The organism is Neobacillus sp. B24 (genome assembly GCF_055381825.1).
The window spans coordinates 4,130,549-4,154,587 of the sequence record NZ_AP035777.1; the positions used below are offsets into that span (position 1 = coordinate 4,130,549).

Annotated in this window: 24 protein-coding genes; 1 reads left to right on the forward strand and 23 read right to left on the reverse strand. The window is 42.3% G+C overall.

Going from position 1 to position 24,039, the window contains the following annotated elements:
* Window positions 1-3: 3 nt before the first annotated feature.
* Window positions 4-705: a 5'-methylthioadenosine/S-adenosylhomocysteine nucleosidase gene (gene mtnN / locus ACZ43M_RS20565; protein ID WP_464504370.1), complete on the reverse strand. Its 702-nt coding sequence runs from the start codon at window positions 703-705 to the stop codon at window positions 4-6.
* A gap of 266 nt (window positions 706-971) precedes the next feature.
* On the opposite strand from mtnN, the gene ACZ43M_RS20570 reads away from it, so the two are divergent.
* A complete protein-coding gene (locus ACZ43M_RS20570; protein ID WP_464504371.1) occupies window positions 972-1,175 on the forward strand; it encodes a DUF2536 family protein in 204 nt (67 codons plus the stop codon).
* A 43-nt stretch (window positions 1,176-1,218) separates the two neighbouring features.
* Here the strand turns inward: ACZ43M_RS20570 and ACZ43M_RS20575 are convergent, their stop codons facing one another.
* The 22 genes from ACZ43M_RS20575 to cymR form a co-directional block, all read right to left on the reverse strand.
* Complete coding sequence (locus ACZ43M_RS20575; protein ID WP_464504372.1) at window positions 1,219-1,923, reverse strand: YrrS family protein; 705 nt, start codon at window positions 1,921-1,923, stop codon at window positions 1,219-1,221.
* A 125-nt stretch (window positions 1,924-2,048) separates the two neighbouring features.
* A complete protein-coding gene (locus ACZ43M_RS20580; RefSeq protein ID WP_464504373.1) occupies window positions 2,049-4,031 on the reverse strand; it encodes a S9 family peptidase in 1,983 nt (660 codons plus the stop codon).
* Window positions 4,032-4,217: 186 nt separating this feature from the next.
* On the reverse strand, window positions 4,218-5,963 hold the full coding sequence (locus tag ACZ43M_RS20585; protein WP_464504374.1) for a peptidoglycan D,D-transpeptidase FtsI family protein: 1,746 nt from the start codon (window positions 5,961-5,963) through the stop codon (window positions 4,218-4,220).
* Window positions 5,964-6,035: 72 nt separating this feature from the next.
* Window positions 6,036-6,512 carry a transcription elongation factor GreA gene (gene greA, locus ACZ43M_RS20590; RefSeq protein ID WP_464504375.1) on the reverse strand — a complete coding sequence of 159 codons (477 nt, stop codon included), beginning with the start codon at window positions 6,510-6,512 and terminating at the stop codon, window positions 6,036-6,038.
* 149 nt (window positions 6,513-6,661) lie between these two features.
* Window positions 6,662-7,297: a uridine kinase gene (udk, locus tag ACZ43M_RS20595; RefSeq protein ID WP_464504376.1), complete on the reverse strand. Its 636-nt coding sequence runs from the start codon at window positions 7,295-7,297 to the stop codon at window positions 6,662-6,664.
* Window position 7,298: 1 nt separating this feature from the next.
* On the reverse strand, window positions 7,299-8,570 hold the full coding sequence (locus tag ACZ43M_RS20600; RefSeq protein WP_464504377.1) for a peptidase U32 family protein: 1,272 nt from the start codon (window positions 8,568-8,570) through the stop codon (window positions 7,299-7,301).
* A gap of 23 nt (window positions 8,571-8,593) precedes the next feature.
* On the reverse strand, window positions 8,594-9,523 hold the full coding sequence (locus ACZ43M_RS20605; RefSeq protein WP_464504378.1) for a peptidase U32 family protein: 930 nt from the start codon (window positions 9,521-9,523) through the stop codon (window positions 8,594-8,596).
* Entirely contained in the window at window positions 9,520-10,170 is a 651-nt protein-coding gene (locus ACZ43M_RS20610; RefSeq protein WP_464504379.1) for an O-methyltransferase, read from the reverse strand. The genes ACZ43M_RS20605 and ACZ43M_RS20610 overlap by 4 nt, the downstream gene beginning before the upstream one ends.
* Window positions 10,171-10,403: 233 nt before the next feature.
* On the reverse strand, window positions 10,404-11,528 hold the full coding sequence (gene mltG / locus ACZ43M_RS20615) for an endolytic transglycosylase MltG (protein WP_464504380.1): 1,125 nt from the start codon (window positions 11,526-11,528) through the stop codon (window positions 10,404-10,406).
* A gap of 193 nt (window positions 11,529-11,721) precedes the next feature.
* Window positions 11,722-12,030 carry a DUF1292 domain-containing protein gene (locus ACZ43M_RS20620; protein WP_464504381.1) on the reverse strand — a complete coding sequence of 103 codons (309 nt, stop codon included), beginning with the start codon at window positions 12,028-12,030 and terminating at the stop codon, window positions 11,722-11,724.
* Window positions 12,031-12,042: 12 nt separating this feature from the next.
* Window positions 12,043-12,459 carry a Holliday junction resolvase RuvX gene (gene ruvX / locus ACZ43M_RS20625; RefSeq protein ID WP_464504382.1) on the reverse strand — a complete coding sequence of 139 codons (417 nt, stop codon included), beginning with the start codon at window positions 12,457-12,459 and terminating at the stop codon, window positions 12,043-12,045.
* Between the two features lie 3 nt (window positions 12,460-12,462).
* Entirely contained in the window at window positions 12,463-12,729 is a 267-nt protein-coding gene (locus tag ACZ43M_RS20630; protein ID WP_262304672.1) for an IreB family regulatory phosphoprotein, read from the reverse strand.
* Between the two features lie 57 nt (window positions 12,730-12,786).
* Window positions 12,787-15,423: an alanine--tRNA ligase gene (gene alaS / locus ACZ43M_RS20635; protein ID WP_464504383.1), complete on the reverse strand. Its 2,637-nt coding sequence runs from the start codon at window positions 15,421-15,423 to the stop codon at window positions 12,787-12,789.
* Between the two features lie 337 nt (window positions 15,424-15,760).
* The gene (locus ACZ43M_RS20640; RefSeq protein ID WP_464504384.1) at window positions 15,761-16,840 is read right to left on the reverse strand and encodes an AI-2E family transporter; all 1,080 of its coding nucleotides are present in this window, start codon (window positions 16,838-16,840) and stop codon (window positions 15,761-15,763) included.
* Window positions 16,841-16,936: 96 nt separating this feature from the next.
* Window positions 16,937-17,071: a YrzQ family protein gene (locus tag ACZ43M_RS20645; RefSeq protein ID WP_464504385.1), complete on the reverse strand. Its 135-nt coding sequence runs from the start codon at window positions 17,069-17,071 to the stop codon at window positions 16,937-16,939.
* A 25-nt stretch (window positions 17,072-17,096) separates the two neighbouring features.
* The gene (locus ACZ43M_RS20650; RefSeq protein WP_464504386.1) at window positions 17,097-17,288 is read right to left on the reverse strand and encodes a hypothetical protein; all 192 of its coding nucleotides are present in this window, start codon (window positions 17,286-17,288) and stop codon (window positions 17,097-17,099) included.
* A gap of 68 nt (window positions 17,289-17,356) precedes the next feature.
* Window positions 17,357-17,872, reverse strand: coding sequence for a PRC-barrel domain-containing protein (locus ACZ43M_RS20655; protein WP_464504387.1), 516 nt, complete (start codon window positions 17,870-17,872; stop codon window positions 17,357-17,359).
* A gap of 32 nt (window positions 17,873-17,904) precedes the next feature.
* The gene (recD2, locus tag ACZ43M_RS20660) at window positions 17,905-20,337 is read right to left on the reverse strand and encodes an SF1B family DNA helicase RecD2 (protein WP_464504388.1); all 2,433 of its coding nucleotides are present in this window, start codon (window positions 20,335-20,337) and stop codon (window positions 17,905-17,907) included.
* A 32-nt stretch (window positions 20,338-20,369) separates the two neighbouring features.
* Window positions 20,370-21,017 (reverse strand): tetratricopeptide repeat protein, encoded by a 648-nt coding sequence (locus ACZ43M_RS20665; protein ID WP_464504389.1) that lies wholly within the window; start codon window positions 21,015-21,017, stop codon window positions 20,370-20,372.
* 224 nt (window positions 21,018-21,241) lie between these two features.
* Entirely contained in the window at window positions 21,242-22,360 is a 1,119-nt protein-coding gene (gene mnmA / locus ACZ43M_RS20670) for a tRNA 2-thiouridine(34) synthase MnmA (RefSeq protein ID WP_464504390.1), read from the reverse strand.
* Between the two features lie 40 nt (window positions 22,361-22,400).
* Window positions 22,401-23,543: a cysteine desulfurase family protein gene (locus tag ACZ43M_RS20675; protein ID WP_464504391.1), complete on the reverse strand. Its 1,143-nt coding sequence runs from the start codon at window positions 23,541-23,543 to the stop codon at window positions 22,401-22,403.
* Between the two features lie 46 nt (window positions 23,544-23,589).
* On the reverse strand, window positions 23,590-24,009 hold the full coding sequence (gene cymR / locus ACZ43M_RS20680) for a cysteine metabolism transcriptional regulator CymR (protein WP_464504392.1): 420 nt from the start codon (window positions 24,007-24,009) through the stop codon (window positions 23,590-23,592).
* Window positions 24,010-24,039 lie beyond the last annotated feature (30 nt).

Below are 24,039 nucleotides of genomic sequence, written 5' to 3' on the forward strand. Positions count from 1 at the left end.
TTCCTAGGAGTTTTTAATAGCCTCCACCATTTTCATGACAAGCGTTGCCGAATTGGTAGCGGCCTTATCAATAAATTGGTCAAATGAAATTTCCGATTCTTTACCGGCAATGTCCGAAAGTGAGCGGATAATTACAAATGGGACACCAAACCGAAAAGCAACCTGGGCTATTGCGGCGGCTTCCATTTCAACAGCCTGCAAATCATTAAATTTCCCACGGATAAACTCCACCCGCTCAGGGTCCTCCATGAATGAGTCACCTGTGGCGATTAAACCTCTGACAATTTTAAAATTATCCAGTTCTTTTGCTGCACTTTCGGCCAAACCCATTAACTTTTCATCCGCAGTAAAAGCTGCGGGAAGCTGTGGCACTTGCCCATATTCATAATCAAACGCGGTAACATCGACATCATGGTGCCGTACCTCTGTTGAGATGACAGCATCACCGACATTCAGGTCAGGATTTAATCCACCGGCTGAACCTGTGTTTATAATGCAATCTGGCTTATATTTTTCAAGCAAGATAGTGGTAGACATGGCAGCGTTCACTTTGCCGATCCCAGAACGAAGCAGAATAACATCCGCGCCCTTCATGCTGCCAAACGTGAATTCACAGCCTGCCACCTCTTCTTGTGTTTGCCCTTCAATATGGTCCCTTAATAGTGTTACTTCTTCTTCCATTGCTCCGATAATTGCGATTTTCATTTTTTTTACCTCTCCTATTGGTTATACTGCATTGATTTTTGCTTAAACGATAACCTGATTATAATTTCCCTCAGATTGCTGTAACGTATCCGCAAACAACATTTTACCTGTTTTGAGGATGGCCTGGCAAAGATTTTCATTAATTCCTACAGATATACTATGATATCTAAATAAAACTGCCCCGGATTTCTTCATTTCTTCTTCCTAATCATTGCTTGGCAAAGGAAATAATTTTACAATGGAAGTGTATTAGAGGAGGCGAGATCGTGAATTTTCAATTTGAATTAATTGAGGATAAAATAGAATTCTTTGAAGCAGCAGATTTAAAATCATTACAAAAGAAAATTGAAACACAAATAGAAGTGAACAGGGCAATACTACTCGGGGTTCATTCTGTAACCCACCATATGCATGTAAACGAAAACGGGCAAACTTATTTTACCGCTGTAGTTCATTTTAAAAAAAAATAGGATGGCGCCGAATTTGGCCCATCCTATTTTTTTCTTGCTATCATTATGGTTTTACAATTTCCGCAATTTCTTCGACTTTTGTCGGCATCCAGCCTTTACCATCTACCCATTTAATATACACATTGTATTTTTGCTGCTTATCCTTTGAAGCAACTGTCCCAATCGAAGCATCGGTTGTTGTTTTATCGCGGCCAAGCCAGTAAACCGTCATATTGCTTGGATCCAACCCGGTCGCATAAGTAATGGCATTCAACATTTCCTGCCAATCAACAGATTTGGAATCATACGCAGTTGTATGTGAACCTGACTGTGAAGTTCCCACAGGTTCCCACCCAGGATTAACAATGGTTTTTAACACATTGGAAGAACTCCCGCCATTTGATACCACTGCTTGGGAATCATCCCCTTGCTCATTTGCAGAAGCTTCATCAGCTTGCTCGTCCTCCTCAACTGCAGTACTATCATCAGATTCATCTTTTTTAGCGTCAGAATCCTCAGTCTTTTCTTCCTTATTTGCACTTTCTTCTTTTGGCTTACTTTCTTTTTCAGTATTCTGTTTTTCCGTTAGTGTTGGTGTTTCTACTTTTGATGAAACTTTTTCACTGTCATCCCCGCCAACAAAAATATTATAAGCAACAATGATAATAAGAGCCAACACAATAATAATTAAACTATTTAAGACAATATTTGTTTTTTTCCTTTTGGCACGATACGTAGATCGCGTATTTTGATTGTAATCGTTATTCAAAAAAACCACTCCTCCTAAAACCTAGGCTGTGATTATTTTAACATGATTTGCCCAGAACTTGAAGGAATTTTCCTTAGGTAAAAAGCCGTAACCTTTCACATATAGGCTTACGGCTTCTTAGAGCTTTAAATATAATTATTAAACCAGCCAGTTATATAGTCTAAGCGGTTAATTCTTAGTGCAGGTCTGCCGCTCCGGGAAAGCTCGTGGTTTTCGTCAGGAAAGCGGACAAACTTTGTTTCCTTGCCAAGTCTTTTTAAGGCAATGAATAATTGTTCTCCCTGTTCAATCGGACAACGGTAATCCTTTTCACTATGGAGAATTAACAAGGGGGTTTCCACATTTTTCACATAGGCAAGCGGCGAATGCTTCCAAAGTGTCTCAATATCCGATAGGTCCGATTTAATTTGCCATTCGGTAAAGTAATAGCCAATATCACTTACTCCATAAAAACTGATCCAGTTGGAGATCGAGCGCTGAGTTACTGCCGCTTTAAATTGATTTGTTTGACCGACAATCCAGTTAGTCATAAAGCCGCCGTAGCTGCCGCCTGTGACTCCGAGACGATTGCTATCAATGAACTCATAGTTAGCCAATACATAATTAACAGCTGCCATAAGGTCCTGATAGTCGTTACCGCCATAGTCTCCGCGAACGGCATCAACAAATTTTTGACCGTAGCCATGACTGCCCCTTGGATTAATATATAACACGGCATACCCTTGTGCGGCCAAAATCTGAAATTCATTCATAAAGGTATTGCCGTACATCATATGCGGCCCGCCGTGTATCTCAAGGATTAATGGATATTTATGACCTTCCTTAAAGCCAAGAGGTTTTATCAGCCAGCCTTGCAGCGTCCAAACGGCTGCCCCTTCAATTTCGAGGTGTTCCGGCTGTGAAAATCTAATTGTTTTTAGAAATTCTTTGTTAACATTTGTTAATTTTTCAATTGTCTCTCCATCAGGTAATGACAGCAAATACAAATCGCCAACTTCAACTGGTGTGCTAATCGCAGCAATTGCTTTATTGGAGTCAGGATGAATAGAAAGGCCATATACATGCTGCTGTTCGTTTGTTACAGATTGTATATTTCCGTTTAAATCGCCAAAATAAATATTTGTATTTCCCTTGTCGGATCCGACAAAGTAGTACCCAGTGCTATCAGTTGTCCATATAAGACCCGGTACCGCTGCTCCTTGCTGAAAATCCCCAACCATATAATTCCCCACAGGTACTTCCCATTGGGCTGTCAAACAGGAAAGTTCTTGTGTATCAGTTTGATATACCCATATTTTCGTAAGGGTGGCATTTTCATATTCACGCTCATGACCAAGAAAACCAAGATAGCGTCCATCAGGTGACCAAACGGCTTGGCCAAAAGATCCACTGCCTTTCGTGATTGGGGTTAGTTTTTTAGTTTCCACATCCAACGCATAGAGATCATGATTAAAAGAGAAATCGTGCTGTTCAGAGAAATCCGCCCCAACAGCAAGCTGTGTTCCATCTGGTGACCAACTATATAATGAATGATGATAATTTCTCTCTGTCAATTGTTTTAGCTCTCCAGTTTTCACATCGACAATAGCAATTTGCCTGTATGTACCTTTCCAGAAGCCCTCTGAATCGGACTTATATTGCATGACGGAAACCTCAAGAGGTTTTGGTTTTTCTTGGTTCTCTTCTTCTTTCAGGTCAAAAATCGTTTTCCCGCCTTGTAATGAAACCTGAAAAGCAATAGCGCTGCCATCCGGTGACCAAACGGGATTACTGGCGCCGCAGGCCAATGTAGTGATTTGCCTGGCTTCACCGCCATTAACGCTTAATACATGAATCTGGTTTTTCCCGCTGCGGTTCGATACAAAGGCCAGCTTACTTCCATCTGGAGACCAGCGTGGTGAGTGATTTTTCCCTTTGCCAAACGTCCACTGGACAGGTTCAGACTTACTGTTAAGTGACCCATAATAGATATGGTATTGATATTCATCAATGTCTCGGTCAATCGTTGTTTGGACAAACACATAAGAGCCGCCATCCGGGGAGAATTGCGGATTAGCAATTGATGCTAAGTCATATAAATCTGCTGAGGTAATTCCTCTTGTTGTCATTTACATTCCACCTTCTTAGCTAATAGATAAATTCAACTACGCCTCATGAACCGTCCTAACGGACTTGCCAATTGGCGAGTTTACATTAAAGCAATATACTATTTATTTCGACACTAGAAATAATCTTCCTGCAAAATATAAAAAAACAGCCAAAACTTTTTTAATGTTTTGACTGGTTCGATTGAATTATTGCTCATAAAGTATTTTTACCATATCGGCAAATAATGGAGGTACTCCGCCTTCATTTTCGGTCACATCCAAATTCACTGCGACTAAGGCATATTTTGGATTTTGGTAGGGGAAATAGCCCGCAAACCACTTATTGTATAATTTCTTGCCGTCCTTATACTTCCCTGTCTCCGCTGTTCCAGACTTTCCGGCAACCTCATACGGAAGATCTTTTAACCCTCTTCCAGTACCATTAGGATTTACGACGACTTCCCTTAATAACTTCTGAAGCTTCATCGCAGTAAAAGGTGAAATGGAATCCCCCTTTAAACCTTGTTCGGGAAACTCAACCATCGTTGTTCCATTCTTGTATTGTATTTTCGATGCTGCCCTAACCATTTCCTTTTTACCGCCTCTAGCAATCGTCGCCATCATATTGGCAACAGCTAATGGTGTGGCACGGACCTCGTGCTGGCCAATACCAGACATGGCAGCGTAATTGGAATCTTTTCTCGCTTCTTCGGATAAAAATACTCGGCCCTTATCCTCATCAGATAGCTGTCTGAAATCACTTGTATGATAGATGTCTCCATTCCAGCCTACAGTACCAGTCAGGGACAATTTCTCCGCATATTCCTCCAGCGTATTGGGATCACTTTTTTGCAATTCCATTGCCAGTTCCCCAAAGGTCCGGTTGCAGCTTCTGGCAAAGCTGTTGGTAAAATTTAACATGCCATAATCGTATTTCAGCTCTGGTTTGCCATTGATTTTTTTGCTGCAATTAAACAGCCGATTGGGATCGTCAAGATTATGATCAATAGCAGCTGCTGCGACTACCGTTTTAAAAACAGAGCCCATGATTTGCTGTTTCAACATCAGGTTGGCTACCCCGGCATCATTATAAGGATCTTTCTTATTAATTGCCGGTCGTGACACCATTGCCAGCACACTATTGTCCTCGATATTTAGAAGCACAAGACCGCCTTTTTTCATTTGGTACTGATCGACTAACTCCTCGGCTTTTTGCTGGATGGTTTTATCAATAGTTGTCCGAACATTGACCGGATAAAATGGATTAGCCGGGTCAACATATTTTACATTGATCCCAAACAACGGGGCACCGCCGCCATCGACGTGATAGACTAGTTTCGATTTTCCTTCGGGAAGGAGGAATTCATCGAAACTTTCTTCTAGTCCTGAAATTCCAATTAACGTTTTCTCTGATAACTCTTTATTGGGGTACCGGTCTTTTAGCAGCTTCGCATTTTCACCAGTCAGGCCTAAAAGGTGCTCAGCAGGTATTTCTGAGCGCTCAAACTTTTTTTCAATCGCAAACACCCCTGGAATTTTTAAGGCATTAATTTTTTCCGTTTGCGAGGGGGTTATTTCAAGAGGCTCTGGGTCACCATAAGCAAACGGCTTTTTGGCATTTTTCACTGCCGATTGAAGTGAATAAGCTGAAATTCCAGTAATTTCGGAAACCTTGTCAGCTTGCCAGTCCATTTTTTTCAAAAAAGGAAACAGTACTAGAACACTGACCTTTTTATGGGTTAGCATTTCGCCATTACGGTCCAGAAAATTCCCCCGACCGTTATCAATCACCAGTTCCTGTGTCCTTTGCTTAACACTTTCTTCAAGCAAATTAACATTATGCTTTGAAAACGTTTCTGTTTCAACTAATTGAATTTGAATTAATCGGGCAATCAAGAACGCAAAGCCAATGATACATACTATAAGCCAGCCTATCGCTCTTCGTCTCCACATAAAAAACACCTCGTCAAAAGTGTTGACGAGGTTTGTTTTTTTCAAACGCTATTTAATAAAAGCGCTATTATTTTACTTGATGCTAACAATACGAACGCTCATTTCGCCGCCAGGTGTTTGAACGGTTACTTGATCGCCGACTTTTTTGCCAAGCAGGCTTTTAGCAATCGGTGAATCATTTGAGATCTTTCCTTCAAACGGATCAGCTTCGGCACTGCCGACAATGCTATACGTTTCTTCTTCACCATCCGGAAGCTCTACAAACGTTACAGAGCTGCCCAATGATACAGTGTCGCCAGCAAGTTCACTTTCGCTAATGATTTTGGCATTGCGAATCATGTTTTCTAATGTAGTTATTCTTCCTTCAACAAAGGCCTGTTCTTCCTTCGCAGAATCATATTCAGAGTTCTCGGATAAATCCCCAAAGCTTCGGGCGATTTTAATCCTTTCAACAACCTCTTTGCGCTTAACTGTTTTTAAGTATTCAAGCTCTTGCTCCAATTTCTCTTTTCCTGCTTGTGTCATTGGAAATACTTTCTCAGTAGCCAAAATCCTCACTCCTTCTAGTCCTTCACAACCAAGAGCGATTGTGTATGAAATATATGTATTAAATGCTGCTTAAAAAAATAAGATAGCAAGCGCGTCCTTATAGATAGGGCGCGCGAGAAAATAAATTAGATTTATCTTTTGCTATTGTTTCATAAAAATGATTTTTGTTCAAGAATTGTTTGAATTTTTGTTACCATTAAATCGATTGCCACAATGTTTTGTCCGCCCTCCGGAATAATGATATCCGCATAGCGCTTTGTCGGTTCGATAAACTGATTATGCATCGGCCGGACTACATTTGTATATTGGTCAATAACCGAGTCAAGTGTGCGCCCGCGCTCCTGAATATCGCGCTGCAGGCGGCGAATAATGCGAATGTCCGCATCGGTGTCAACGAATAATTTTATATCCATTAAATTGCGGAGGCGCTCGTCTTCTAAAACGAGAATTCCCTCCAAAATGATAACATCCTTAGGCTTTACATATATGACCTGCTCTGACCGAGTATGAATGGCATAATCATATACAGGCTTTTCAATCGGTTCATACCGTAGAAGACTCTCAATATGTTCAATCAGCAAATCATTATCAAATGCCAATGGATGATCATAATTTGTTTTCAACCGTTCTTCGAATGGCAGATGGCTTTGATCTTTATAGTAATAATCCTGTTCAATCACTAAGATGGAACGATCTTTAAAGCTTTCATAAATCGCTTTTGTTACACTGGTTTTCCCCGAGCCAGAACCGCCGGTAACACCTATCACAACCGGTTTGTGCATCATCCTAGTTCTCCTTTCGCATCATGTTGTTAGGATAAACCGGTTTGTCCAATTTAAATCGTACAATTTGCAGTGGATGTCTTGCAGCATCCAGCTCATTCCCTTTTTCATCCCAAATCTTATCAATCACATGTGTAAAGTTTTCAATTTCCGGCCCAAAGAATTCAACTTCCTGCCCCGGTTTAAAATGATTGCGCTGCTGCAAGGTAACCATTTGTGTTTCTCTGTCATAATCCAATACCAGACCGACAAACTCATAACTTGTCTTTTTGCTATGATTACCAAACATCTGCTCTTTATACCCCGGAACCCCTTCGAAAAATGCCGTTGCCGTTTCGCGATTTGCACATTTATCAAGTTCCTTAAGCCATTCTTTTTTAATGACAAAGTTATCTGGATCTGCACAGTAGGCATCAATAACTTTGCGGTAGACACTGACAACCGTAGCAATATAGTGGATTGATTTCATCCGGCCTTCAATCTTTAAACTGTCTATCCCAATCTCTATCATTTTAGGAATTGATTGAATCAGATTAAGATCTTTCGGGCTCATCGCAAACGGGGCATCCCCCTCGGCAAATAAGGCTGTTTCTCCTTCTTCCCCTTCAAGCTTGAAAAGATCATAATCCCAGCGGCACGACTGACAGCATCCGCCACGGTTGGAATCACGTGCGGTCATATGATTGGAGAGTGTACAGCGGCCAGAATAAGCAATGCACATCGCCCCATGAATAAAGGTCTCAATTTCAATATCAACCTTTTCTTTCATTTCACGGATTTCTTCAGCACTTGTCTCACGTGCCAACACGACACGCTCGAGTCCTTCTTCCTTCCAAAATTGTGCAGCTTTCCAGTTAGAAAGAGACTGCTGGGTGCTTAAGTGAACTTCAATTTCCGGAGCAATCCGACGGCATGTCTCAATAATCAAAGGGTCCGCAACGATAATCCCGGCAACACCAGCCTCTTTTAACCCGAACAAATAATCTTCGAGGCCATCAATATTTTCGTTATGAGCAATGATGTTGGTTGTTACATAAATCTTTGCATCGTATTTTCTTGCAAACTCTACCCCTTCCTTCATTTCTTCCAGGGTAAAATTATCGGCGTTTGAACGAAGTCCATATTCCTGGCCGCCGATAAATACAGCATCCGCACCGTATTGAACAGCGATTTTTAATTTTTCAAGATTTCCTGCAGGTGCTAGGAGTTCCGGTTTCTTCACAATGACACGTTTTCCATCAATAATTTCAGAAATCTTATCTTTAACTGTATTCATCAATGAACCCCTCCCTTTTAAAGTTAATAAACGGTTTCTTTGAAGAAGAATCCTGTATCAAGGGGACGATTAGCAGGCTGGATTTCCTCAATGGCCGAAAGCAGCTCGTCCTTCTTATCTTCATAGTGATCAGGGTCTTCAACGTATAAATCAATGGCCTCACGATAAAGCTTTGTCACTGCTCTGATATATTCCGGAGTTTTTAAAATCCCGTCGATTTTAAATGAATCGACTCCCGCTTCAAGCATATCTTGCAGCTCATCTATAATACAAATATCGTTTGGACTCATAATATGAGTGCCATTTTCATCTTCAAAAATCGGATACTTATTACCACGTTCATTGTCATGCAGGAACATGTCCTTTTGCTGATTGCGGTTTTCTATTTCCATCACTTTGCCTTGGTACTCAAAATAGTTGCCAAGAAGTGAACGCTTTGATTGGAACATGCAGCTCATTCCATGAACCTGAACTTCTATTTCCACTTGGGCTTGCTCTTTAATTTCCACGATTGCATCCATATTAATCTCACGGGCCAATACCGCTCGTTTTGCCCCTTTTCTTCCCCAATAATTACAGGTGTACCAGTTCGTTCCCGTTGTCTCGGTACTCCAATGAAGCTTCATTTCCGGAGCAGTTTCCCGAGCAGCCATTAAAACAGCAGGGTCGCCGAAAATGATCGCATCCGCTCCTGTTTCTGCCACGAAAGAAATATAATCGTTCAGTTCAGGAACTTTTTCATTATGAAAAATGGCATTTATGGCTACATACACTTTTTTCCCTTTGGAATGCGCCAGTTCAACCGCCTGTTTAACCTGCTCGCGGTTAAATTCACCGGCAAGTCTTAATCCATAGCGCTGTTCCCCAACAACAAACGCATCCGCTCCCGCTTCAATGAGGGGCAGAATATCATCTATAGTGATGGGAGTAACAAGTAATTCTGGTTTCTTCAATTCCTCTCACCTCTTCGTTTACTAATTGCGACCCCATCTCCGACTGGAAGAATTACGGAATCATAATCCTGATGACTCATTAACCACTGATTAAAACCATCAATTTTTTTAACGAGATTGCGGGTTCGTTTTGATTCTATCTCTGGTTCTGCAACCAAACCTTTAAACAATACATTATCCGTGATGATCATGCCATCTCCACTTAGATACTTGGAATAAAGCTCAAAGAACTTTTGATATTGCCCTTTGGCGGCATCGATAAAAATAGCATCAAATGGAGCAAATTGGCTGACTTGTGCCTCCACCTCTAGGGCATCACCTTCAATCAAGGTAATTCTTCCGCCGTACTGTGAGCGTCCGATAAATGCCTTTGCCAGTTGAATGCGCTCTTCATCCCGCTCAATCGTGATAATTTGTGACTCAGGAAGAGCATCAGCCATCCGTAAGGCTGAATAGCCAATCGCCGTCCCGACCTCTAAAATTCTTTTTGAAGTATGAAGCCTGAGCAGCTGCAACATTGTTTCAATTCCGGCAAGCTCCATGATGGGAACTCCATGCTCTTTGGCATAAGCCTCCATTTCCATCAGCAATGGATGGCGCTCGCTGATCAGTCCGTCTATATACGAATGCAGCTTCTCATCTATCAAGCTGCTTCACCTCAATCCTTTTAAAAGCATTGTTGCCAAAATAAGGCGCTTTAGACATAAAAAATAGCGTTCACAGAACATGTTGACACAGGGAATGAAATACAAAGCCTGTGTTCCTCGGGCAAACACCCTAAAAGTACCTTACTGTGAGTTACGCTATTGGTTTCTTATAAACACTTGAACTATTCTACCACAAAGAGCGGGGGAATGGAACATTTCCCCCGCGAGAATCACTATTTTTTATTGGAAATATGCTTGGCCTTCTCCTGATTATGCTCTTGGAGTGTTTTTGTAAAGATTACCTCGCCTTCCGGAGTAGCCAAGAAATAATAGTAGTCTGTTTTCTCCGGCTCCAGTGCCGCCTCAATCGATGTCTTACCGGCATTGGCAATCGGACCTGGAGGCAGTCCGGTATGTTTATAAGTATTGTATGGCGAATTAACTTCTAAATCCTTGAATACGACCCTATCCTTGTGTCTGCCTTGTGCGTAAAGAACTGTTGGGTCAGTCTGCAGCATCATGCCTTTTTCCATACGATTATAAAAAACGCTCGAGATTTTTTTCCGGTCAGCGTTTTCTGTTGCTTCCTCTTCAATCAAAGAGGCCATCGTTAATATTTGATGGACAGTTAAATTTTTTTCTTTGCCGGCCTCGATGTAGTCAGCGAGCACTACCTGTGATTTATCCAGCATCGCGGTAACCATTTCTTCTACAGTCGGATTCGTTTTATAAAACGGATAGGTCGCAGGAAATAAATAACCTTCGAGCGGATAAATCACTGCGGGATTTAAGATATCCTCTGTTAAGAGATCCGGATATTTATCGATAAGTGTTTTAATAAATTCTTTATCATTTAATTTGGTAAATACATCGGTTTCGTTTTGATTGGTAGTTTGCGCCATGATTGCTGCAATTTCTTTTAGCTGCTTGCCTTCAGGAATGGTAATTTTAAAACTTGCCTCCGCTAGCACCTTGCCTGTTTTCAAACGGCCGACAATTTCCTGAACATCCATCGACGGGCTTAGCTGATATTCGCCTGCCATAAAGCCGGCTTCATTTTTAAGCTTTACATAATATTTAAAAACTTTGGCATCCTTAATGATTCCATTACTCTCTAACCTTTCGGCAATTCCTGTTACGGAAGAGCCAATCGGGATCTCGACTTTTTTCTGAACCTTGCTGCCTGGTTCTACAGGCTTAAGTGCAGAATGAATATAAAAATAACCGCCTCCGCCAATCATGACAATAAGTAAGATCAGTACTACTGATATAATCAATACGATTCTGCGGACAACCCGTGCCTCACTTTGATGCTCCAGCATTTTTTTCACAATGATATCTTTTTTATCTTTCGTCATATAAGCCTCCCTTGCCACCCCTGCTGCCTATGTATGTTATTTTTCTATAAGATTATGAATGCGTTAACAAAAAAATAGACATCGTAATTATTTCAGCATATAGGAGGAAAATTGTCAATTTATCATTTATTTTGTCAGCTAATTGCGAAAAAAAAGAACCAGCAATTTGGGTTGCTGGCTCTTGAGTGTTATTTTATTCTTCGTCTTCATCCAAGGTAAATGTATTATAAACCTCTTCAATAATATCCCATTCTTCATCTGTAGTTACCGGCATTAATTCGCCGATGCTGCCGTCTTCTGTTGGGGTATAGGCGTAAGCATGAACGATGACTTCCTCTTCATCCTCAACATCTCCGACCGGATAACATAAGACATAGGACTTTTCGAATTCTTCCGAATCGAAGGTGAACAGAATTTCAAATAATTCTTCATCACCATTTTCATTTATTAATGTGATATATTGTTCTTCTTCTTCATGGTTGTGATTATGTTCGTGAACCATTTCTTCACCTCATTATTTTATACTATCAAGATAGCCTTGCAGAATCATGACAGCTGCCATTTTATCAATTACTTTTTTACGTTTTTTCCTGCTGACATCCGCTTCAAGCAAGACCCGTTCCGCAGCCATGGTTGTCAGGCGCTCATCCCATAAAACGGTTGGGACGTTAAACCTGCGTTCCACTTCCTCCGCGAACTGCTGGCTAGCCTCGCCGCGCGGGCCAATACTACCGTTCATATTTTTCGGCAGGCCAATCACGACACTATCCACTTGATATTCTTTTATTAATTGTCCAAGTTCCTCAAAACCAAACTCTTGCTTCTCTTCATTGATTTGGAGGGTTTTAAGCCCCTGTGCCGTCCACCCAAGCTCATCACTCATGGCTACACCGACGGTTTTGGAGCCGACATCCAAGCCCATTATACGCATGCTTTAACCCTCTCGCTGCTGTTTTAAATAGGATTTCACTAACTCCTCAATAATCTCGTCCCGTTCAAGCTTGCGGATAATGTTTCTGGCATCACGATGACGCGGAATATAAGCCGGGTCTCCGGAGAGCAGGTACCCGACAATTTGATTAATCGGATTGTATCCTTTTTCCTTTAATGCCTCATAGACCTGTAATAGAACATCATTGACATCATGTTCAAACGGCTCTTCGGGAAAATTAAATCTCATCGTTTTATCAAAAGAGCTCATGAAAGTGCACCTCGAATTGGAATAGTTACCTATATTTTACACTACTTTGTCCTATTATCAAACCGATTTTACCCATTCCTCGACAAATTGAAGTGCTGAATCGAGTTTTTCAGGGTCTTTTCCGCCTGCTTGAGCCATATCTGGACGGCCGCCTCCGCCGCCTCCGCATCTTGTGGCAACCTCTTTAATTAATTTTCCGGCATGGTAGCCTTTTTCATTTAAGTCCTTGGTGACAGCAGCAATTAAATTAACTTTGCCTTCCTGGGCACTGCCAAGTACAATGATCGCTGAACCAAGCTTTTGTTTCAGGTCGTCTGCCATGTTTCTTAAGTTATTCATATCAGCAGCCTGAACCTTTGTATATAGCACGGTTACCCCATCGATTTCCTTTGCTTGAGAAACAAGGTTTCCTGCTTCAATATTGCCTAGCTTAGCCGCCAATGATTCGTTTTCCCGCTGTAATTGCTTCATTTCCGCAAGCAAGGTGTCAATTCGGCCGCTAACCTCTTTAGGGTTGGTTTTCAGCTTTTCTGCCGCATCCTTCAGGTAGCTTACCTGCTCAATTAAAGCATTGTAAGCCGATTCACCAGTGACAGCCTCAATCCGTCTTGTTCCAGCACCGATGCCGCCCTCGGAAACAATTTTAAACAAGCCGATGACGGAAGTGTTTGGCACATGGCAGCCGCCGCATAACTCTAGGCTGTAATCGCCTACTCTAACTACCCTAACAATCTCACCATATTTTTCGCCAAACAAGGCCATCGCTCCCATTGATTTAGCCTCAGCAATTGGTTTTAGACTAATATCCACTTCAATGCTGCTCCAGATCTTTTCATTGACGATTTTTTCAACTTGTTCGAGTTCCTCAGGTTTTACCTGACCAAAATGCGAAAAGTCAAAACGGAGGCGATCTGGTTCAACAAGAGATCCTGCCTGATTGACATGCTCACCTAAAACATCCTTTAATGCACGGTGCAGCAAATGTGTGGCAGTATGGTTTTTAATAATCTTGACCCGGTTGGCTCCATCAACCTCTGCGGTTACCCTTTGATTTGTTTTTAATGTTCCGGTTTGGACCATCACTTTATGAAGGTTCTGTCCATTTGGCGCCTTTTGAACATCTTTTACTGCAACAGATACGCCATCCCCTGTGATGACACCACGGTCGGCAATTTGCCCGCCGCTTTCGGCATAAAATGGTGTGACATCAAGAATCAGCTGAACCTCTTCACCGCTTACAGCTTCATGTGCCAGCTCGCCATTTTTGATAATGGCCAATACCGTAGATGCTGCATTCAGCTCACTATATCCGACAAACTTGCTTTCTGCCGTAATATCACGCAATACTCCGCCTTGAACATGCATAGAATTTTCATCGTGGCGGGCAGCACGGGCACGTTCACGCTGGACTTCCATTTCAGCCTCAAAGCCCTCATGGTCAATTTTCAAGCCATCTTCCTCGGCATATTCCTCAGTTAGTTCGACCGGGAAGCCGTAGGTATCATACAGGCGGAAGACATCCTCACCTGAGATGGTGTCACTGCCCTTGTCTTTCGCTTTCTTGATAATGCTTGCCAAGATAGCCAAGCCTTCATGGAGTGTTTCATGGAAACGCTCTTCCTCATTCTTGATGACCTTTTGTATAAAATCCGTTTTATCCTTTACTTCCGGATAGAAATCATGCATGATTTCTCCAACAACCGGAACGAGTTCATACATAAACGGACGGTTGATATTAATTTGCTTTGCATAACGGACGGCACGGCGCAGTAAGCGTCTTAACACATAGCCGCGGCCTTCATTTGACGGCAATGCCCCATCACCAATTGCAAAGGCAACTGTACGAATATGATCAGCAATGACTTTAAACGCCACATCTTTTTCTTTATGTGTCCCATATTTTTCACCGGAAACTTCTTCAGTTGCACGAATGATTGGCATAAACAGATCGGTATCGAAATTCGTTGGTACGTTTTGGACAACGGATGCCATCCGTTCCAATCCCATCCCGGTATCGATGTTTTTCTTTGGCAGTGGTGTATAGGTTCCGTCTGGGTTATGGTTAAACTGTGAGAACACCAGGTTCCAAACCTCTAAATAGCGCTCATTTTCTCCACCTGGATATAATTCAGGGTCACTAGGGTCATCACCATATTCTGGACCTCTATCATAGAAAATTTCTGTATTCGGACCGCTTGGGCCTTCACCAATATCCCAGAAATTTCCTTCAAGCCGAATAATCCGCTCCTCAGGGATCCCAATCTTTTTGTTCCAAATTTCATAGGCTTCATTATCTTCTGGGTGGATTGTCACCGATAGAAGTTCTTTTTGAAATCCCATCCATTTTTCATGTGTTAAGAATTCCCAGGCCCATTCAATGGCTTCTTCCTTGAAATATTCACCAATTGAGAAATTACCCAGCATTTCAAAGAATGTATGATGACGCGCTGTTTTTCCGACATTCTCGATATCATTTGTGCGAATTGACTTTTGAGCATTGGTGATTCTAGGGTTCTCTGGGACAACCCGTCCGTCAAAGTACTTCTTCAAAGTTGCCACACCGCTGTTGATCCATAATAACGATGGGTCATCATGCGGGACAAGTGATGCGCTTGGTTCTATATGATGCCCTTTTTCTTCACTAAAAAACTGCAAGAACATTTTACGGATTTCTGCACCCGTTAAGTTTTTCATCTGGAACGACCTCCTATTTTATTTAAAATGAACACAAAAAAGCCCTCATCCCTATAGCAGGGACGAGAGCCTGTCTCGCGGTACCACCCTGATTATGAGTACGCAATCAGCCGTACCCATCTCTCAATGAAGCCTTAACGCGGCGTAACGGCAGGGGTTAGCTGCACTCCGGATTAGCGTTCTGTCATCCTTCACCTAGAGTCCCTTTCAGCCAGGGAGACTCCTCTCTTGAGCGCCTTTAAGCGTTACAGATGGACTATAACATACTGTATCCTTCTACATGTTCATCCTATATATATGACGAATTATAGCTATCAGCCACACGTTTGTCAAATAACTACGACGTCGGTTCACTGGTTCGGGATGTGATGAAATGATTTTTAGCATGAATAATCCCAACTTTAAGGACTGCAAGGATTGGGACGGCCAAAATTAATCCGAGAATTCCGCCAACCTCGCCTCCCGTCGTTAACGCTGCCATAATCAACAGCGGGTGCATATGAAGGCTCTTTCCAACAATATAAGGCGATAAGATATTTCCCTCAAGAAATTGCAGACCAAACACAATCGCCACGGTAATGATCACAAGCTTAACCGAGGTTGTCGCCGCGATAATCACCGCTGGCACTGCCCCGATAATCGGGCCGAAATAGGGGATAACATTGGTAGCCCCCACGATTAGGCCTAACAGCAACGGGTATTTCAAGTCAAAGATCCAGAACAAAATGGTCGAAATGGTACCGATAATGGTGCAAACAAGAAGCTGCCCCCTGATATAGCCTCCAAGTGATTCATCCACATCATGCAAAAAGCGTGTCCCTTTTTTTCGCCATTGCTTCGGAGTAAGATACCAAACGGTTCTCCTAATAAGCGTGAAGTCCTTGAGCATATAAAAAGTGATAAATGGAATAATCATTAAAATTAATGCTGAATTAAAGAATTGGATTAAGATACCGACAAGAACTGTTAACAGGGAATCGAGTCTCTGTTCAAAGGCATCAATTCCATCATTTACTCGCATTTGCAGCCCATCCGGCCACTCCCGTGTATGGGATTGCAACTGCCCAACCCAACCGCGGTACTGTTGTGCAAACACTGGGGCGCTTTCCGACAAATCCTTGAGTTGGTCAATAATCGCCGGAATCCCTTTATATAGGGCCATGCCGATGCCGCCAAAAAATATCAAATAAATCAGCATAATTGCCAGCCCGCGGTGAAGCCCTTTTTCATGCAACTTCTCAATAATGGGATGAAGCAAATAAGTGATAAACCCAGAAATGACGAAAGGCATAGCAATAATTATGATTACCCTAACGATTGGAATCCAAACAAACCTAATTTTTAAAAACACATAAATCGCAATCAACAATAGGAGTAAGAAACCGATGCGGTAAAACCATTTCATGCGAATGTCCACTGGCAAAAGCCTCCTTATGGTTATTTTTGGAGACAGCATGTGGAAATATTCCCATTCCCATAAAAATCCCCCTCGAATCTCAAGGGGGATTTAACATTAAAAGATCGCTCGTTTAATTTTCCTTTGCATTCTTTTCATTTGGCGTTCTGACATCAGGTTATTTCGTTGTGCCACATTATAAGCTGCCATTCCGGCACCAAAAGCAATCATTGACGTCATTAATTTGTTCATTACGTTTCACCTCTTCATAATTTATTTAGAGAGTGTAACGACGTAATTCTTCTTCAAACAAATCATCCAATGAACTTAGTGTTCCGTCTTCCTCAACCTGATGGGTATTAATGATGCCTTTGGAAACAGACAATTCGATAAAACAGTTCCAGCAGTAATATTGGTTAATACCGATTTTACCAATATCCTTGCTAGCGCAATTGGGACACTTAAGCATGAAAAAGACACCTCACGTTTGATTACGCTAATCAGAATTTACTTCAAATTCTGAACGCATAAATTCAACTATGCCTCTGTCTTCACCCTACCGGGCTCGCCAGTCGGCAAGTTTTCATTTACGTCTACGATAATGGCGTCCTTTCCAATCGTTAAGGGTTTCTCAGATTGGATGATTTGTTTCCCTTCCGCAATATCTGAAAAGAAGCCATCCGTAATTTCGTACCCTACGATTGTGCCCAATTCTTCCTTAAAATATACATCTTTTAACAACCCAAGCGACTCACCGCTGCTGGAAATCATCATCATTCCTTCTAGAGAATGCTGATGATTGAACGTATATTCAGGATTTTCTTTCAGTTTCTCCAATTGCCCGGCATCCTCAATCATGACCCCATCCCAGCCGAAGGAAGACACCTTTTGAATATCCAAAAAGTAGGATTGTTTGAAGAAAACGCCTTTTTTTACAAGCAGGCCTTTAACAGCCCCGTCTTTGGAAATACAAAGGTCACAAATTTCGCCAATCTTTACACCGTTATTTGTTTCAAAAACAGGCTGTCCTTTCAGTAAGGAAAATGTTCGCAAGAGTGTCCCTCCTCCTTTGAACATTCTTAGTTTCAGTCATTCACAAGAAAATCATAAGGTGAAACATTATCCATCCCAATCATCGGATCAACCTGCATTAATTCTTCTTCAAGTGAAATGGGGGTTTGGTCTGCCTCTGCATCGATGTTTTGAGGAGTTTTCTTTGGAACAACGTTTGTCCCTGGGATTGCCTCCTGCAGTTTTTCACAAAGCGTCGTCAGGCGAGAGGATTCATCCGCTCGTTCGATACCCATTTTTAGTGCATCAACCTCACCGCATAAGAGCAAAGACTGCTTTGCTCTAGTGATTGCTGTATAGATCAAATTTCTTTGCAGCATTCGATAGTAACTTCGCGTTACGGGCAAAATAACAATTGGAAATTCACTGCCCTGCGATTTATGGACCGAACAGCAGTAGGCATGGGTAATTTGTGTCAAATCCGGTCTCGTGTATTCTACCTCATTACCTTCAAAGGAAATATAGATCTTGTCTTGCTTATCGGTATTCTCCTTCGCATAAATAATGGAAATGATTTCGCCGATATCTCCATTAAATACGTTATTTTCCGGCTGATTGACAAGCTGGAGAACCTTATCACCAATCCGGTATTTGACATCGCCAAACAGAATTTCTTTGCGTTTGCCATCAGGATTCGGATTGAAAATTTCCTGAAGCAGCACATTTAGCCGGTCAATTCCCGCAGGCCCTCGGTACATCGGGGCAAGCACCTGAATATCCCTTGCTGTATAGCCTTTATTTTTCGCATTTAATGCTACCTTTTCAACCACTTCGGGAACTTGGGCAGTGACGCATTTTATAAAGGAGCGATCTGCTTGCTTAACAGTAATATCTTGCGGCAAATGACCCTTTTTTATTTCGTGGGCGAGTTCAATAATCGATGAGCCCTCGGCCTGGCGGTAAATATCAGTCAGCCTGACAGTAGGAATTCGTTCCGATCTTAGCAGGTCTTTTAACACCTGACCAGGACCCACGGATGGAAGTTGATCTTCATCACCCACCAATATAACCTGAATATTTTCCGGCAAAGCCTTAAATAGTTGGTTGGCCAGCCATATATCCAGCATCGAAGTTTCATCTACAATTAATATTTTCCCCTCAAGCGGACTGCTTTCATCACGGTCAAAGTTTTCCGTACCGTTATAACCAAGCAGCCGATGGATTGTGACAGCAGGAAGGCCAGTAGATTCGCTCATCCGTTTAGCTGCTCTTCCCGTTGGGGCCGCCAGCAAAAATGGGAATGGCTCATCCTTATGTAAGTAATCCTTCGGTTCTAACGAGCAGCCATGAAGTTCACCATAAAGCTCGACTATTCCTTTTATGACCGTGGTTTTCCCGGTTCCGGGACCACCGGTCAGAATAAGCATTGGGGACATTAATGCGGTTTGAATCGCCTCTCTTTGTGTTGGGGCATATTGCACCCCAAGCCGCTCTTCGAGACTGCCCAATGCCAGCAAAAACTCAGACTCGGGAAATTGATCCTTATATTCTGTCTGCTTCAGAATCGTGCTGATGCTCGAAACCAGTCCTTTTTCCGCAAAAAATAACGACGGCAAATAGACTCGTTTTTCTTCACCGATAATTTTTCTTTCTTGTTCAAGGTTGATAATTTCATTAGAAATATCCAGAAAGTCAATTTGGTCCCGTTTATTTTCTTCTAACAGCGACTTTACCTGTTGCAGCAAATCCTCGAGCTGCACATAAACGTGACCTGTTTGCATGCTTTCATTTTCCAGCGTATATAGGCAGCCTGCCTTAATCCGATCGGGATGGCTGCCGGAAATGCCGAGTTGATGACCAAGCTCGTCTGCGCGGCCAAACCCAATCCCTTCGACATCCTCTACGAGCTGATAAGGATTTTTTTGCATGACCTCAAGGGTGTTTTCTTTATATACTTGATAAATTTTCATCGACAGCTGCGGACCGAACCCGTACTGATTGAGGGCGACCATAATCTGCTCCAGGCCCTGATGTTCCATCAGTGTATCGTAAAGTGTTTTCGCTTTATCAGGAGGGAGTTTGGGAATCGATTCTAAGAGGGACGGCTGGTTTAGAATTTTAGAAATGGCATCCTCGCCCAATGTCTCGACAATACTTTCAGCCGTCTTTTTTCCGATGCCCTGGAACATTTCTCCGGAGAGGTATGCGATAACCCCCTGCTTCGATTGCGGCAAGTCTTTACGAAAATGACTGGCGAAAAATTGCTGGCCAAATCGTGGATGTTCCTTAAATTCTCCGTAAAAAATATAAGTTTCCTGCTCGTAAATTTTCGGGAAATAACCGGTGATAACTGCTTCCTTGTCAGTGTATTGATCATTGGTTTCGTCAACCCGAATTCTTAAGACTGTGTACAAATTTTGTTCATTGTGAAAAATCGTTACGATGGGACGGCCTTTGAGATATTTTTTCTCATCACTAAACAAATCCAAGGTGTCTTGTTTTTCCACATTGCTCCCTCCTTTCCTTTCGAATTGCTTTGTTATTGGTTCAATAGTTTCTTCGCATATCCGGCAAGCAAGTGATCTGGCTGAATATCCAAGGCTTTATTAAACATTTCTTCAGCCTTTTGTGCATTCTCTTGATACACGTATGCAACACCTAAATTGTAATAAGCATCAGAATGAAGCGGCTCAAGTTCAATGCATTTTTCAAACTGCTGCTTCGCTTCATCAATGAGTTCAAACTGTGTTAAGCATAGTCCAAATTGAAATCGTGCTTCCGCATCGTTCTCATTAAGTTCTACACTTCTCTGCAGATATGGAAGAGCAAATTTGGGCTGTTCCAAACTCATGAAAGTGAGCCCTAGCAGAAAATAGTTATCGCTATTTTCAAGCCCGTTTTTCATGGCTTGTTCAAACATCGTTTTTGCTTCTTCGTACTGCTCGTTGCTGAAATATAAGTTACCGGCACTGTAGTAGGCAGCGGCGGCGGTTGGGTCGATTTCAATTGCTTTTTTATAAAAATTTAATGCTTTATCATTATCGCCCAATGCGGACAGGACATTGCCAAAATTAATATAGGGTGTTGGACTTTTAGGGTCTTCGTTTATCGCTTCGTAAAAGGCCTTTGCTGCCTCTTCCATATTGCCTTCTTGCATGTATTGGACACCTAATTGGTTTTTATCCATTTTGATCAACTCCGTTTCAAAGGGAAGTATACCATATTTTGAGGGGGTAGGGCGACGCATCTGGGGGCTTTTGACCGCAAACTCCTGTAAAAAAGTTATTCGCCGAATCTTGAGAGATATTCGCCAAACTCTGGTACTTATTCGCCGAAAATTAGTAGTTTTTCGCCAAACTCAAAATTCCCTCAAAAAAACCCCGATTCCGACTATCGGAATCAGGGGCAAAATTAACCAACATATGTCAGGCGTTCGCCATCTTTATAAACTTCATCAATCGTTGCGCCGCCAAGACATTCATCGCCGTTATAAAATACAGCTGCTTGTCCCGGTGTCACTGCACGAATAGGTTCAGCGAATATCACCTCGACCCGGTCGCCGTCGAGCAATACAACCTTGACCTTATGATCCTCCTGGCGATAGCGAAACTTAGCTGTACATTCAAATTCCACCGGCTTCTCCCGATCCGAAACCCAGCTTACATTTGCTGCGATAATACGATCAGAATAGAGCTTCTCATTGTGAAAACCTTGGCCGACATATAAAACGTTTCGTTTTAAATCCTTGCCAATTGCGAACCACGGCTCCCCGGAACCACCAATGCCAAGGCCATGACGCTGGCCAATCGTATGGTACATCAACCCTTCATGGCGGCCCTTGACCTCACCGTCAAATGTCTCCATGTTACCCGGTTGGGCCGGCAGGTATTGTCCTAAGAACTCCTTAAAATTCCGTTCGCCAATAAAACAAATTCCGGTACTGTCCTTTTTCGTTGCTGTCGCAAGACCAGCTTCTTTGGCGATTTCCCGTACTTTAGATTTTTCAAGATTCCCGATTGGGAACATGACTTTACTGATTTGTTCCTGACTCAATTGATTAAGGAAATAGGTTTGGTCTTTGTTATCATCCAAACCGCGGAGCATCTTATATTCACCATCGCGATATTCCACCCGGGCATAGTGACCAGTGGCAAGATAGTCCGCTCCCAAATTCATCGCATGCTCCAAGAACGCTTTAAATTTAATTTCCTTATTACACATTACATCTGGATTAGGAGTCCGGCCTGCACGGTATTCATCTAGAAAATACGTAAACACCTTATCCCAATATTGCTTTTCAAAATTGACCGCATAATAGGGGATACCGATTTGATTGCAGACGCGGATGACATCATTATAATCTTCAGTAGCGGTACAAACACCGTTTTCATCAGTGTCATCCCAATTTTTCATAAAAATGCCGATGACATCATAGCCTTGTTGCTTTAACAAAAGAGCTGCCACTGAGGAATCTACCCCTCCCGACATTCCGACTACCACTCTGATGTCTTTTGGATCTCGTGTTTCCACTATTGTTCACCTCTCTTTACCACCAAATTAATTAAAAAATTTATTTTTTCAAGCGCGAAACGACCTTAACGGTCTCTTCCGCCGCTTTAAGAACTTCTTCAGCACTTGTCGTAAAACCAAAGCTGTAGCGAATGGAATTACTTAACCGCTCTGACTCCTTGCCAAACATGGCCACAAGCACATGGGAAGGCTCAATCGAACCAGCCGTACAGGCAGAGCCGCTGGATACAGCAATCCCAGCCAAATCCAGATTCACGAGCATAGCTTCGACGTTAGTGCCAGGAAAGCTTAAGTTTAATACATGTGGCAGAGAATTTTCAAGCATTCCGTTTACGGAAAACTCAATCTCATGGTCACGAAGCTTTTTCAAAAACAACCTTTTATATTTAATAAATTTCTCGCGTTTTAGAGATCGCTCTTCTAGCGCAATGGATACCGCCTCACGGAAGCCAACAATTGAGGCGACATTCTCCGTACCGGCCCGGCGTTTCCGTTCCTGCTCTCCTCCATATAAGCGGGGAGCTAATTTTACACCATTTCGTACATAGAGAAAGCCTGTCCCCTTTGGACCATTAATTTTATGAGCAGAAACCGATAGTAAATCGATATAGCTTTCATTCACATCGATGAATTCCATTCCGTATGCTTGCACGGCATCGGTATGAAACTTGGCGGGATGATCCTTTAATAGCTGACCAATTTCGTTAATCGGCTGCAGGCTGCCGACTTCGTTGTTACCATACATGACCGAAACCAAAATCGTATCATCTCTTAACTCCCGCTTCAAATCAGCAAGAGAAATAACCCCAGATTCATCAACCGGAAGATAGGTAACATCAAATCCTAATTTTTCCAATTTCTCACAAGCATGAAGGACTGCATGGTGTTCCACCACAGTGGTAATGATGTGTTTGCCTTCTCCACGATAACTTTCAGCAACACCAAATAACGCCATATTATCGGCTTCCGTTCCGCCGCTTGTAAAAATAATCTCGTTTTCTTTCGCGCCAATACTCTCTGCCATTACACCACGCGCCAAATCAATCTCATGGCGTGCCTCTCGTCCAAAATAATGAATGCTCGATGGATTGCCAAATGTTTGGTTCATCACCTCAAGCATTTTTTCAATGACCTTTGGATGCATCGGGGAGGTTGCGGCATGGTCAAGGTAAATTCGTTCCATGGATTACACCTTCAATCAAAATAATTATCCAGTATGGCCATTGTTTTTAAATATAAAACATATAACCATCAGTTACATTGTCATCACTGTGGTTTGCCAAATCTTCAAGCGTCGTATTATCCAAAACATCCCGAATGGCATCACGAATCCGGATCCAAAGCTCCCGCTTTGCCGGTTCTTCGTCTTCAATTCCTTCTACGGGAGTAATCGGCCCTTCCAACACACGAATCACATCGCCCGCAGTAATTTTTGATGGGACATCCGATAAAATATAGCCGCCGTAAGCTCCTCTAATGCTTTTAACCAAACCGGCATTTCGCAGCGGAGCAATCAGCTGCTCCAAATAATGTTCCGATAAATCATTAGCCTGAGCGATGGTTTTTAATGAAGTAGGTCCATCCCCATAATTTTTCGCCAATTCAATCATGATTGTCAGTCCATAGCGTCCCTTAGTCGATATTCTCATTATTACACCTCTATTATATAAAAATTCTAT

Bases quoted from the DNA above. Each gene is read 5' to 3' on its own strand.
- mtnN (WP_464504370.1), bottom strand. From the start codon at position 705: ATGAAAATCGCAATTATCGGAGCAATGGAAGAAGAAGTAACACTATTA.
- ACZ43M_RS20580 (WP_464504373.1), bottom strand. From the start codon at position 4,031: ATGACAACAAGAGGAATTACCTCAGCAGATTTATATGACTTAGCATCA.
- ACZ43M_RS20585 (WP_464504374.1), bottom strand. From the start codon at position 5,963: ATGTGGAGACGAAGAGCGATAGGCTGGCTTATAGTATGTATCATTGGC.
- udk (WP_464504376.1), bottom strand. From the start codon at position 7,297: ATGATGCACAAACCGGTTGTGATAGGTGTTACCGGCGGTTCTGGCTCG.
- ACZ43M_RS20600 (WP_464504377.1), bottom strand. From the start codon at position 8,570: ATGAATACAGTTAAAGATAAGATTTCTGAAATTATTGATGGAAAACGT.
- mltG (WP_464504380.1), bottom strand. From the start codon at position 11,528: ATGACGAAAGATAAAAAAGATATCATTGTGAAAAAAATGCTGGAGCAT.
- ACZ43M_RS20620 (WP_464504381.1), bottom strand. From the start codon at position 12,030: ATGGTTCACGAACATAATCACAACCATGAAGAAGAAGAACAATATATC.
- ruvX (WP_464504382.1), bottom strand. From the start codon at position 12,459: ATGCGTATAATGGGCTTGGATGTCGGCTCCAAAACCGTCGGTGTAGCC.
- ACZ43M_RS20630 (WP_262304672.1), bottom strand. From the start codon at position 12,729: ATGAGCTCTTTTGATAAAACGATGAGATTTAATTTTCCCGAAGAGCCG.
- alaS (WP_464504383.1), bottom strand. From the start codon at position 15,423: ATGAAAAACTTAACGGGTGCAGAAATCCGTAAAATGTTCTTGCAGTTT.
- ACZ43M_RS20645 (WP_464504385.1), bottom strand. From the start codon at position 17,071: ATGAACAAATTAATGACGTCAATGATTGCTTTTGGTGCCGGAATGGCA.
- ACZ43M_RS20650 (WP_464504386.1), bottom strand. From the start codon at position 17,288: ATGCTTAAGTGTCCCAATTGCGCTAGCAAGGATATTGGTAAAATCGGT.
- ACZ43M_RS20665 (WP_464504389.1), bottom strand. From the start codon at position 21,017: ATGGATAAAAACCAATTAGGTGTCCAATACATGCAAGAAGGCAATATG.
- ACZ43M_RS20675 (WP_464504391.1), bottom strand. From the start codon at position 23,543: ATGGAACGAATTTACCTTGACCATGCCGCAACCTCCCCGATGCATCCA.
- cymR (WP_464504392.1), bottom strand. From the start codon at position 24,009: ATGAGAATATCGACTAAGGGACGCTATGGACTGACAATCATGATTGAA.